General features: G+C 59.1%; 11 protein-coding genes and 4 tRNA genes. 10 read left to right on the top strand and 5 right to left on the bottom strand.

Features of this window, described 5'->3' with window-relative positions:
• Positions 1-28: 28 nt before the first annotated feature.
• On the bottom strand, positions 29-1045 hold the full coding sequence (locus ACQ4MY_RS25895; protein ID WP_008078517.1) for an outer membrane protein assembly factor BamD: 1017 nt from the start codon (positions 1043-1045) through the stop codon (positions 29-31).
• Between the two features lie 151 nt (positions 1046-1196).
• Here ACQ4MY_RS25895 and rluD point away from each other — a divergent pair, with 151 nt between their 5' ends.
• The 8 genes from rluD to ACQ4MY_RS25935 all read left to right on the top strand — a co-directional run bounded on the left by rluD (position 1197) and on the right by ACQ4MY_RS25935 (position 8075).
• Positions 1197-2159, top strand: coding sequence for a 23S rRNA pseudouridine(1911/1915/1917) synthase RluD (rluD, locus tag ACQ4MY_RS25900; RefSeq protein ID WP_008078515.1), 963 nt, complete (start codon positions 1197-1199; stop codon positions 2157-2159).
• Complete coding sequence (pgeF, locus tag ACQ4MY_RS25905; protein WP_440096910.1) at positions 2156-2878, top strand: peptidoglycan editing factor PgeF; 723 nt, start codon at positions 2156-2158, stop codon at positions 2876-2878. Before rluD ends, pgeF begins: the two co-directional genes overlap by 4 nt.
• A gap of 129 nt (positions 2879-3007) precedes the next feature.
• Positions 3008-5572 (top strand): ATP-dependent chaperone ClpB, encoded by a 2565-nt coding sequence (gene clpB, locus ACQ4MY_RS25910; RefSeq protein WP_440096911.1) that lies wholly within the window; start codon positions 3008-3010, stop codon positions 5570-5572.
• A 297-nt stretch (positions 5573-5869) separates the two neighbouring features.
• Positions 5870-5945, top strand: a tRNA-Asn gene (locus tag ACQ4MY_RS25915).
• A 9-nt stretch (positions 5946-5954) separates the two neighbouring features.
• A tRNA-Pro gene (locus tag ACQ4MY_RS25920) sits at positions 5955-6031 on the top strand.
• A 5-nt stretch (positions 6032-6036) separates the two neighbouring features.
• Positions 6037-6112, top strand: a tRNA-Lys gene (locus ACQ4MY_RS25925).
• A gap of 97 nt (positions 6113-6209) precedes the next feature.
• Positions 6210-6286: transfer RNA gene (locus tag ACQ4MY_RS25930), tRNA-Pro, on the top strand.
• 163 nt (positions 6287-6449) lie between these two features.
• Complete coding sequence (locus ACQ4MY_RS25935; RefSeq protein ID WP_440096912.1) at positions 6450-8075, top strand: methyl-accepting chemotaxis protein; 1626 nt, start codon at positions 6450-6452, stop codon at positions 8073-8075.
• A gap of 179 nt (positions 8076-8254) precedes the next feature.
• Here the strand turns inward: ACQ4MY_RS25935 and ACQ4MY_RS25940 are convergent, their stop codons facing one another.
• The 4 genes from ACQ4MY_RS25940 to ACQ4MY_RS25955 form a co-directional block, all read right to left on the bottom strand.
• A complete protein-coding gene (locus ACQ4MY_RS25940; protein WP_159815266.1) occupies positions 8255-9553 on the bottom strand; it encodes an NAD(P)/FAD-dependent oxidoreductase in 1299 nt (432 codons plus the stop codon).
• Between the two features lie 63 nt (positions 9554-9616).
• Entirely contained in the window at positions 9617-9790 is a 174-nt protein-coding gene (locus ACQ4MY_RS25945) for a DUF3094 domain-containing protein (protein WP_122599719.1), read from the bottom strand.
• A 51-nt stretch (positions 9791-9841) separates the two neighbouring features.
• On the bottom strand, positions 9842-10369 hold the full coding sequence (locus ACQ4MY_RS25950; RefSeq protein ID WP_440096913.1) for an MOSC domain-containing protein: 528 nt from the start codon (positions 10367-10369) through the stop codon (positions 9842-9844).
• Positions 10366-10992: a DUF1780 domain-containing protein gene (locus tag ACQ4MY_RS25955; protein WP_008078503.1), complete on the bottom strand. Its 627-nt coding sequence runs from the start codon at positions 10990-10992 to the stop codon at positions 10366-10368. The genes ACQ4MY_RS25950 and ACQ4MY_RS25955 overlap by 4 nt, the downstream gene beginning before the upstream one ends.
• 179 nt (positions 10993-11171) lie before the next feature.
• Between ACQ4MY_RS25955 and ACQ4MY_RS25960 the strand changes: the two genes are divergently transcribed.
• Positions 11172-11861, top strand: coding sequence for an energy-coupling factor ABC transporter permease (locus ACQ4MY_RS25960; protein WP_045122962.1), 690 nt, complete (start codon positions 11172-11174; stop codon positions 11859-11861).
• 65 nt (positions 11862-11926) lie between these two features.
• Positions 11927-12142, top strand: coding sequence for a hypothetical protein (locus ACQ4MY_RS25965; protein ID WP_440096914.1), 216 nt, complete (start codon positions 11927-11929; stop codon positions 12140-12142).

The raw sequence follows: 12142 nt of genomic DNA on the forward strand, positions 1-12142 counted from the left end.
ATCTCCCTTTTCTGTACTGCCGGTGTGATCAGTCGAACACGCCGAAGGTCATGTAGCTGAACCACGAACGGTCAGTGTCGCTCGACTCAGGCTCAGGCTCTTCGATCACGTCGCCGTTTTCGTCTTTAGGCTTGAGCTCGTTCGGGATCGCGTCTTTCGCGTCCTGGAACTGCTTCTGCACGTCCTGGTTGGCGCGGGTCTCGCCTGGTGGCAGCGGTGGACGCGACTCGATCAGACCGAGGGTTGCCTTGCTCAGGAACGAACGGTTGTCGGCTTCGGCAACCCGTGGCACGAACTGGCCGTCTTGCAGGTTCGGGTGATTCGGGTAGTTGAGCTTCAGGGTTTCCAGACTGGTGTTGGCCAGTTCGTCCAGGTGCAGACGCTGGTAAGCCTCAGTCATTACCGCCAGGCCGTCACCGACCGATGGGGTTTCCTGGAAGTTTTCCACTACATAGCGGCCACGGTTGGCAGCAGCGACATACGCCTGACGGGTCAGGTAGTAGTCGGCCACGTGGATTTCGTAGGCTGCCAGCAGGTTGCGCAGGTAGATCATGCGCTGCTTGGCGTCCGGCGCGTAGCGGCTGTTCGGGTAGCGGCTGGTCAGCTGGGCGAACTCGTTGTACGAGTCGCGCGCGGCGCCCGGGTCACGCTTGGTCATGTCCAGCGGCAGGAAGCGCGCCAGCAGGCCAACGTCCTGGTCGAAAGAAGTCAGACCTTTCAAGTAGTACGCGTAATCCACGTTCGGGTGCTGCGGATGCAAACGAATGAAACGCTCGGCGGCGGATTTTGCAGCTTCCGGCTCGGCGTTCTTATAGTTGGCGTAGATCAGCTCCAGCTGTGCCTGATCGGCGTAGCGACCGAACGGATAACGCGACTCCAGAGCCTTCAGCTTGGCTGTGGCGCTGGTGTAGCTGTTGTTGTCCAGGTCAGTCTGAGCCTGCTGATACAGCTCGGCTTCGCTGAGGTTTTCGTCTACGACTTCCTTCGATGAGCAAGCAGCGGTCAATGCGAGGATGGCGATCAGCAGCAGGTGTTTCACTTGCATGGCGGCTTGCGTCCCTATGACGGCCGCTGTCTTGGGCGGGGCCGTCCTGTTATGATGAGCGCCCCGTTGAAAAGCCTCGGGGCAAAAGACGCCGTATTTAACCACAAGCGCGCAGCCGAAACCAAAAGCTGTGCCGACGCACAGTCAGAGCATGTCCGATAAAATTGAACTTCGCGCAGAGGTGCCGTCCGAATTGGGCGGCCAACGCCTCGATCAAGTCGCTGCCCAACTCTTCGCTGAGCACTCTCGCTCGCGCCTTTCCGCCTGGATCAAAGAAGGTCGCCTGACTGTGGACGGGGCGGTCATCCGCCCTCGCGACATCGTGCACGGCGGTGCCATCCTTGAGCTGACTGCCGAGCAGGAAGCCCAGGGCGAGTGGATCGCCCAGGACATCGAGCTCGACATCGTCTACGAAGACGACGACATTCTGGTGATCAACAAGCCTGCGGGCCTGGTGGTGCACCCGGCTGCCGGTCACGCCGATGGCACTTTGCTCAATGCCTTGCTGCACCATGTGCCGGACATCATCAATGTTCCGCGCGCCGGCATCGTGCATCGCCTGGACAAGGACACCACCGGTCTGATGGTGGTGGCCAAGACCATTCAGGCGCAGACAAAGCTTGTTACTCAATTGCAGAGTCGCAGCGTCAGCCGCATCTATGAGTGCATCGTGATTGGTGTGGTCACCGCCGGTGGCAAGATCAATGCCCCGATCGGTCGTCACGGCCAGCAGCGCCAGCGCATGGCGGTGATGGAAGGCGGCAAGCCTGCCGTCAGCCACTACCGCGTGCTGGAGCGTTTCCGTTCGCACACCCACGTACGGGTGAAGCTGGAAACCGGTCGTACTCACCAGATTCGCGTACACATGTCGCACATCAACTTCCCGTTGGTCGGCGATCCAGCGTACGGCGGTCGTTTCCGCATTCCGCCAGCCGCTAACCCGACCATGGTTGAATCGCTCAAGCATTTCCCGCGTCAGGCCCTGCACGCGCGCTTCCTTGAACTGGATCATCCGACGACCGGTATACGCATGAGCTGGGAATCGCCGCTGCCAGAAGATTTCGTCTGGCTGCTGACACTGCTCAAGCAGGATCGCGAGGCCTTCATCGGATGAACTGGCTGACGCCGGACTGGCCCGCGCCGGCCAGCGTCAACGCCTGCGTCACCACCCGCGAGGGCGGTGTCAGCGAGGCGCCGTTCGACAGCCTCAATCTGGGCGATCATGTCGATGATCGTCCTGAGGCTGTTGCCGAGAACCGTCGGCGTCTGACCGATCATTTCTCTATACAGCCTGCCTGGTTGCAGCAAGTGCACGGGATTGCCGTGGCGCATGCTGATCCGGGCATTGTTGCGACCGCCGACGCCAGTTGGACGGCGACGCCCGGTATTGCCTGTGCGGCGATGACAGCCGATTGTTTGCCAGCATTGTTCTGCGATCGTGCCGGCACCCGTGTCGCGGCGGCCCATGCCGGTTGGCGTGGTCTGGCGGCGGGTGTACTTGAAGCGACGCTCGATAGCCTTGATGTTCCGCCCAAAGATGTTCTGGTCTGGCTCGGCCCGGCCATCGGCCCGCAAGCCTTTGAAGTTGGCGCGGAAGTGCGCGAAGTCTTCATTAACCAATTGCCCGCAGCGGCAGACGCCTTTGTACCGAGCCCCAATGCCGGCAAGTTCATGGCTGACATCTATAAGCTGGCGCGCCTGCGTCTGGCTGAGCGCGGTGTCACTGCTGTTTATGGTGGCGGTTTCTGCACCGTGACCGATCCGCGCTTCTTCTCCTATCGCCGTGCCTCGCGCACCGGTCGCTTCGCCTCCCTCATCTGGCTCACCCGCTAGACTGTCTGATCTGCATCAACTGCCTGACGCTTGAATCTTGCAGAATCGACCGCATCTATAGCGGTATCTGGCAGGTTTCTTTATTCAGGATGGTTTTTAGGTCCGGCCTGCTCAAAAGGAAGGTGACTTATGCGAATAGACCGTTTAACCAGCAAATTACAGTTGGCCTTGTCCGACGCGCAGTCGTTGGCAGTCGGCCACGATCATCCGGCGATTGAGCCGGCGCACTTGATGCAAGCCATGCTTGAACAGCAGGGTGGTTCGATCAAACCTCTGCTGATGCAGGTGGGCTTCGACGTCAACAGCTTGCGCAAAGAGCTGGCCAAAGAGCTCGACCAATTACCGAAAATCCAGAACCCGACCGGCGACGTCAACATGTCGCAGGATCTGGCGCGCCTGCTCAACCAGGCCGATCGTCTGGCCCAGCAGAAGGGCGACCAGTTCATCTCCAGCGAACTGGTGCTGCTCGCGGCAATGGACGAGAACAGCAAACTCGGCAAATTGCTGCTCGGCCAGGGCGTGAGCAAGAAAGCCCTGGAAAACGCGATCAACAACCTGCGTGGCGGCGAAGCGGTGAATGACGCCAACCACGAGGAATCGCGTCAGGCGCTGGATAAATACACTGTCGACCTGACCAAGCGCGCCGAAGACGGCAAGCTCGATCCGGTGATCGGTCGTGATGACGAAATTCGTCGCACCATTCAGGTTCTGCAACGCCGCACCAAGAACAACCCGGTGCTGATCGGTGAACCTGGTGTGGGTAAAACCGCGATCGCCGAAGGTCTGGCGCAGCGCATCATCAACGGCGAAGTGCCGGACGGCCTCAAAGGCAAGCGTCTGCTCTCGCTCGATATGGGCGCGCTGATTGCCGGTGCCAAGTATCGCGGTGAGTTCGAAGAGCGCCTGAAATCACTGCTCAACGAGCTGTCGAAGCAGGAAGGGCAGATCATTCTGTTCATCGACGAATTGCACACCATGGTCGGTGCCGGTAAAGGCGAAGGCTCGATGGACGCCGGCAACATGCTCAAGCCTGCACTGGCGCGCGGCGAGTTGCACTGCGTTGGCGCGACCACGCTCAACGAGTACCGCCAATATATAGAGAAGGACGCGGCGCTCGAACGACGCTTCCAGAAAGTCCTGGTGGATGAGCCGAGCGAAGAAGACACCATCGCCATCCTGCGCGGCCTCAAGGAGCGCTACGAGGTTCACCACAAGGTAGCGATCACCGACGGCGCGATCATTGCGGCGGCGAAGCTCAGCCATCGTTACATCACTGATCGGCAGCTACCGGACAAGGCCATCGACCTGATCGACGAGGCCGCGAGCCGCATCCGCATGGAAATCGACTCCAAGCCGGAAGTGCTCGATCGTCTGGAACGTCGCCTGATTCAGTTGAAGGTGGAATCCCAGGCGCTGAAGAAAGAAAGCGATGAAGCGGCGATGAAACGTCTGGAGAAACTCCAGGAAGAAATCGTCCGTCTCGAACGCGAGTATTCCGATCTGGAAGAAATCTGGAACTCGGAAAAAGCCGAGGTGCAGGGTTCTGCGCAGATTCAGCAGAAGATTGAACAGTCGCGTCAGGAACTGGAAGCGGCACGCCGTAAAGGCGACCTGAACCGCATGGCCGAGTTGCAGTACGGGGTGATCCCGGATCTGGAGCGCAGCCTGCAAATGGTCGATCAGCACGGCAAGAGCGAAAACCAGTTGTTGCGCAGCAAGGTGACTGAGGAAGAGATCGCTGAGGTCGTGTCGAAGTGGACCGGCATCCCCGTGTCGAAAATGCTCGAAGGCGAGCGCGACAAGCTGATGAAGATGGAAAGCCTGTTGCACAAACGGGTGATCGGCCAGGAAGAAGCGGTGGTTGCCGTCGCTAACGCAGTACGGCGTTCGCGCGCCGGGTTGTCCGACCCGAATCGCCCAAGCGGCTCGTTCATGTTCCTCGGCCCGACCGGTGTCGGTAAAACCGAGCTGTGCAAGGCGCTGGCCGAATTCCTCTTTGATACGGAAGAGGCGATGGTGCGGATCGACATGTCCGAGTTCATGGAGAAACATTCCGTGGCGCGTCTGATCGGTGCGCCACCGGGATATGTTGGCTATGAAGAAGGTGGTTACCTGACCGAGGCGGTGCGTCGCAAGCCTTATTCGGTGATCCTGCTGGATGAAGTCGAGAAGGCGCACCCGGATGTGTTCAACATCCTGCTGCAAGTGCTTGAGGATGGTCGCCTGACCGACAGCCACGGCCGTACGGTGGACTTCCGCAACACGGTGATCGTGATGACTTCGAACCTGGGGTCGGTACAGATCCAGGAACTGGTCGGTGATCGTGAAGCGCAGCGTGCTGCGGTAATGGATGCACTGACGTCGCACTTCCGTCCGGAGTTCATCAACCGGGTCGACGAAGTGGTGATCTTCGAGCCGCTGGCGCGGGATCAGATCGCAGGCATCACCGAGATCCAGTTGGGTCGTCTGCGTACGCGTCTGGCCGAGCGTGAGCTGAAGCTGGAACTCAGCCCGGAAGCGATGGACAAGCTGATCGCTGTCGGCTACGACCCGGTGTATGGCGCACGTCCTTTGAAGCGTGCGATTCAGCGCTGGATCGAAAACCCGCTGGCGCAATTGATCCTCTCGGGTCATTTCATGCCAGGCGACACGGCAACGGGTGTGGTCGAGAACGACGAAATCGTTTTCAACTAAGCCCAAAGGCCAATGAAAATTGGCAGGCCCCACCTTGTGGGGCCTTTTTTTTCGTTAGGCTGTTGAACTCAAAGGAAAAGGCTTGTAAAGTGCGCCCCGCAGTCAGTCGCCAAGACGGTTTCAACTCACTGAGCTGAAATCTGAAATAAGTTGCAAATCATTAACTTGAAAGCAATTTAGGGGGTTGACAGAGGTGTTCTAGGTTGTAGAATAGCGCGCCTCAGACACACGAACGCAGCGATGCGAACGAGTGACTGGAAGCAGTAAGTTTCACCGTTGTAAATTGAAATATGTAGTTCCGTGATAGCTCAGTCGGTAGAGCAAATGACTGTTAATCATTGGGTCCCAGGTTCGAGTCCTGGTCACGGAGCCAATTTCAAGCCGGGGTATAGCGCAGTCCGGTAGCGCGCCTGCTTTGGGAGCAGGATGTCAGGAGTTCGAATCCCCTTACCCCGACCATTTTTGGGTCGTTAGCTCAGTTGGTAGAGCAGTTGGCTTTTAACCAATTGGTCGTAGGTTCGAATCCCACACGACCCACCATTTTTGAAACCAGTTAGCGCTGGGATCGAATCTTAAGATCAGAGGCCAAAAGCGCTGATCGAAGAAGGCGATCTTTGAAAGGTCGCCTTTTTTTTACCGGGGTATAGCGCAGTCCGGTAGCGCGCCTGCTTTGGGAGCAGGATGTCAGGAGTTCGAATCCCCTTACCCCGACCATATTAAAAATCCTCGTATCGAAAGATACGGGGATTTTTTTTGTCCGACAAAAACTCATTTCCCTTCAAGTCATCATACAACCTGCCGATAGCCCGCTAACGAGAGGGGACTGCCACTGCTTCGCCCCTTGAATCTGGCCAATACAAGAATAAGGGCGTTCGTCATGTTGCTTCGTCAGTTGAATATTGCTCCCCGGGCTGCCCTGGGATTCGCCCTTATTGCGGTGTTGGTTGCCTTGCTCGGCGTGTTTGCGCTGGGGCAGATGTCGAGTATTCGCGACAGTGAGGTCGCGGTAGAAAATCAGTGGCTGCCGAGCATTCGTGGCGGCGACGAAATTCGCGAGATCATGCTGCGCATCCGCACCATCTCGTTGCGCATGGCGTTGGATCAGGATCCGAACAATATCGCCACCTACCGCAGCCAGATGGATACTCGCGACAAGGAGCTGAGCGAGAAAATCGCCGCTTACGACAAACTGGTCACCACTCCGGAAGGCCAGCAGCTCTATGACCAATTCAAAACAACCTTTGCGGCTTATCGGACCGGTATCGCGCAGTCCTTCACCCTCGCCCAGCAGGGCAAGCGCGACGAGTTGACCAAGCTGTTGCTGGTCGACATGAAAACCGTCGTCGACGGTTCCGGCAAGCAACTCAATGACCTGGCGGATCTGTTCGCCAAACAGGTCGCCGCTGAAAGCCAGAAGTCTGCCGATCATTATCAGACGTCGCGCACCATCGTCAGCCTGTTCATCGCACTGGCGGCGTTGGCCACGGTGGCGCTGGCGATGTTGCTCACGCGCAGTATCGTCCGCCCGTTGAGCAGTGCAGTAAGCGCTGCTGAAAGCGTGGCCCAAGGCGACCTGACCCGGCCGATCGAAACCCATGGCAACGATGAAGTCAGCCGTTTGCTCAAGGCCTTGGCGACCATGCAGCAGAATTTGCGCGACACACTGCAAGGCATCAGCGGTTCGGCCACGCAACTGGCCACTGCAGCTGACGAGCTCAGTGCCGTGACCCTCGACAGCACGCAGGGCCTGCAACAGCAGAACAATGAAATCGAACAGGCGGCCACCGCCGTCAACGAGATGACCACAGCCGTGGAAGAGGTGGCGCGCAATGCCGTGTCCACGTCCGATGCCACGCGGCAGTCCAGCGAATCGGCGCATTTGGGGCAGGAACGCGTCAACGAAACCGCCAGCGCGATCAGCGCGCTGAGCAACGATGTGCGACACACCGGCGCATTGGTGCAATCACTGGCCAATCAGTCGCAGGACATTGGCAAAGTGCTGGATGTGATCCGGGCGATCGCCGAGCAGACCAACCTGCTGGCGCTCAATGCGGCGATTGAAGCGGCGCGAGCGGGGGAGAGTGGTAGAGGCTTTGCGGTGGTCGCCGATGAGGTGCGAGCGTTGGCTTATCGCACGCAGCAATCGACGCAGGAGATCGAGCAGATGGTGCAGGGCATGCGCAGTGGTTCGAGCCTGGCGTTGGATTCGATGCAGGCCAGTGCCTCGCGTGCCGCCAGTACCTTGGTGCTCGCTGAACGTGCGGGAGAAGCGTTGTTGACCATCACGGCGTCGGTGCACGAGATTCACGAGCGCAATCTGGTGATCGCCAGTGCGGCGGAAGAACAGGCACAGGTCGCACGCGAAGTGGATCGCAATCTGGTGAACATACGTGATCTGTCAGTGCGTTCGGCGGCAGGCGCCGATCAGACCAGCGCGTCGAGCCATGAACTGTCGCAACTGGCCAACGCGCTGCAAGGCATGGTGCGGCGCTTCCAGCTCTGATAAGTGGGGATCCATTGTAGGAGTGAGCCTGCTCGCGATAGCGGTGGTTCAGTCACTGAAGATGTGACTGACAGAACGCTATCGCGAGCAGGCTCACTCCTACATTTATTGCGCTTGTCTGCTGATTATGTGGGCAGCACAAAAAACTGTGGGAGCAAGCAGCTCCCACAGTTTTTGTTTTAGTGCAGTTTCAGGCGTGGCTCAGTCCCGCGACCAATCTTGCTCCCCAGCATCAGCATCGCCGTGCGGAACGGCCCGTACAGCGCCATCTGGTGCATGCGGTACAGCGACACGTAAAACATCCGCGCCAGCCAGCCTTCGAGCATCACGCTGCCGGTGAGGTTGCCCATCAAGTTACCCACAGCCGAGAAACGCGACAGCGAGATCAGCGAGCCGTAGTCGGTGTACTTGTACTCCGGCAGGGTCTTGCCTTCGATGCGCAGCTTCAGCGACTTGGCCAGCAATGACGCCTGTTGGTGCGCCGCTTGTGCACGCGGCGGCACGTTGCGATCGCTGCCCGGTTGCGGGCAGGCCGCGCAGTCACCGAAGGCGAAGATGTTTTCATCGCGAGTGGTTTGCAGCGTCGGCAGCACTTGCAGTTGATTGATGCGGTTGGTTTCCAGGCCATCGATGTCCTTGAGGAAACCCGGCGCACGAATACCGGCGGCCCAGACTTTCAGGCTGGCCTTGATCTCGTTACCGTCGGCGGTGATCAGGCTGTCGGCGGTCACTTCGCTGACCGACGCGTTGGTCATCACATTGACCCCGAGTTTCTCCAGGGTCTTGTGTACCGGCCCGCTGATACGCTCCGGCAGGGCAGGCAGCACCCGTGGCCCGGCTTCGATCAGGGTGATGTGCATGTTTTCCGGTTTGATTCGATCCAGACCATACGCCGCCAGCTCATGCGCGGCGTTGTGCAGCTCTGCCGCCAGCTCAACGCCAGTGGCGCCCGCGCCGACGATCGCGACGCTGATCTGCTCGACCACATCGGTTTGCCCGGCGTGTGCCCGCAGATAGTGATTGAGCAGTTGCTGGTGGAAACGCTCGGCCTGTTTGCGGGTGTCGAGGAACAGGCAGTGCTGCGCCGCGCCCTGGGTGCCGAAATCGTTGGTGGTGCTGCCGACGCTGATCACCAGCGAGTCGTACTGCACTTCCCGCGCGGGCACCAGTTCGACGCCGTTTTCGTCGTAGGTGGCGGCCAACTGGATTTTTTTCTGTGCGCGATCGAGCCCGCTCATGCGCCCCAGCTGGAACTCGAAGTGGTTCCATTTTGCCTGGGCAACATAGTTGAGTTCGTCTTCGGAGGAGTTCAGCGATCCGGCGGCCACTTCGTGCAACAGTGGTTTCCAGATGTGCGTGAGGTTGGCGTCGACCAGCATCACGCTGGCGGTGCCGCGCTTGCCCAGGGTCTTACCCAGACGGGTAGCCAACTCCAGACCGCCGGCGCCGCCGCCGACAATAACAATACGATGAGACATAGGGATAACTCGCAAGGTTTTTAAAGGAAATCGGTGCGGTTACCCAAGCGAGCGCCAAGCTGCTCATAGCGTCAGGTAACTGATAAATCGGCTCAACAGGCCCAGACCAATGGTCACTGCCAGCACCAGCACCAGGAGCATCCACGGCCGGAAAGGCCGGCGCTCGACTTGGTGTTGGGACAGTTGCAGGTACTCTTCGACATGCTTTTGGTCTTCGGGGTTCAGGCGGCTGGTCATAATGGCCTCGTCAGGTAGACGTTGCTGAATGTGAACAAGCTACAGCGGTTTTTATCCGGGGTTGAACGGAGCATAGCCGCTGCCCGGAACCGGCTCGACAGACACGCCATCATCGAGGCGAATGATCCCGCTTTGTAACACCCGCGCGGTAATTCCGCCATGCCCGCGCACGGCTTGAAACGTGCCGGGGCCGAGGTTGTTCTGCAAGCGTGCGCAGGGCTGACACCAACCGGTGGTTTCGAAGATGGCCTGGCCGATGCGAAAGCGCCGGCCCTTCAGGCTAAACAAATTGATACCGCTGATAACGAGATTGCGCCGCAGATCTTCAGGCCTGACCGGTTGATTGTCGGCACGGCCCATCAACGCGCTGATCACCGCGAGGTGTTCGAACTGAATCAGCGTCACCTGCCGCGCGTTACGCACGCCGGGCCGGGCGTGATCGCCGGTCAGCCCGGCTTCGAGCCGCGCCTCGACGGCGTCCAGCTCGATCATCGGCCCACGGGATTCGGGGCGCACACCGATCCAGCGCACACGGCCGGTCTGCGGTACGTCGGCAATCAGCTGCTGAAGCGGCGTCACAGGCTGATCCCGACGTCGAAGACGATGCTGCGGCCGAGGTTGCTGCGCAGAAAATCCGGCGCATCCGGGTGGGCGAACAGCACGCGGGCGAAGGTCGGGCCGACCAGCGACAGCGAGCGCCAGCCCTGACGCAAATATTCGGTGGGCGGCGGGAAGTGGCTGTTCAAGTCGAGCACTTCGCGTTTAAGGCTGGCGAAGGCAATGATGTCCAGTTCGCCCAGATCCATGCCGCGCTCTTTGTAGTTGTGGGCTTTTTTGCGCAAAGTCGGCGCCAGTCGCATAAGGAATTCATTAGCCGGGATGCGCTTGGGCTTGGCTTCACGGCGCACCAGTTGGCTGAGCGAAAAAGCGCTGCGCCGGCGCTGCAGTTCGTCGCGCCATTCGTCGTTGAGGCGACGTCCTTCATCGAGGACGAAAAACACTTCGAAATTGGCATCACGAAACAATACGTCCGGCGGCTCGCCGGCCGGCGCGAATTCGTCGGCGCGGTAGGGAATGTTCAGGCCTTGCAGCAGGCGCTGGCAGACCCAACGCTCACGCTCCCATTTGCGGGCATTGGACAGGAACGCGTTGGCTTGCTCGGCCGCGATGGTCAGCAGGCGTAAATAATCTGAGTCATCCATAGGCCCAAGCTTAGCGTTCAAATGCGACAAGCAGAAAGCTTTGCTTGCACCGCCCGTTCACCTCACCCTTGTAGGAGCTGCCGAAGGCTGCGATCTTTTGACTGTAAAAAGAACAAGATCAAAAGATCGCAGCCTTCGGCAGCTCCTACGGGGGGATGTCGATGGAGGGTGAGGGAGTCATGATTGGGGCTGAACTGCTTTCGACGGCAAGTCTGACATTCGGTTGGCTGATTTACTTGCCGGTGCTGCTTTGGGCGGTCGTGCGGGCGCCGTGGGTCGAGCTGTTCAGTGACAGCCGTCGTCAGCATCTTTTGTTCGGCACGGTGTTCGCGTTGTTTCTGCTGTGGCTGGTGCGCAGGGATTTCGACACTGGCGTGTCTTATCACTTCATCGGCATGACCGCCGTGACCTTGCTACTGGACTGGCCGTTGGCGATTGTCGGCGGCCTGGTCGCGCAACTCGGTCTGGTGCTGCTCGGGCGCCAGGATCTGCTGGCACTTGGGGTCAACGGTTCGCTGTTTATTCTGTTGCCGGTGCTGATCACCGAGTGCGTGGCGATTCTGGTTGAGCGTGCGCAACCGCGTAATCCTTTCGTTTATATCTTCTGTTCGGGGTTTCTGGCTGCCGCGTTGTCGGCATTGCTTTGCCTGCTGCTGAGCCTGACGTTGCTCTGGTACGACGGCATCTTCGCCATGCCGGAATGGCTGGAGGATTTCATCGGTTACCTGTGGCTGATCATTTTCCCTGAGGCGTTCATCAACGGCATGGTCATCAGCGCGCTGGTGGTGTTCTGCCCGGAATGGCTGGAGACCTTCAACCGCACGCGCTACCTTTCGGCACCGTGGAAGGACGACGATCCCAAGCCTTGATCCACATCAAACCGACCACGCAGACAAAATCTCATGCTCAGTCAAATCCCTTCAGGAGCTGCGGCATGAGTGTGTACGAGTGGGCGAGGCAGGAAACCCGGCAGAGTCTGGACATGGCGCAAGAGGTCGGGTTTGACCCCGGTTTGAGCTTGCGCGCCTTGCTCAGTGCAGTGGTGCAGCAGAGCAAGACGGTGCGCAATGCCGAAGACCTGGCTGACGAGTTGCGTTTTCTCGCGGAAAATCTCGACGACGATCAGGACTACGCCTTTATGCGGCCCTGA

Source organism: Pseudomonas sp. SM4 (genome assembly GCF_051913165.1).
Lineage (GTDB): Bacteria > Pseudomonadota > Gammaproteobacteria > Pseudomonadales > Pseudomonadaceae > Aquipseudomonas.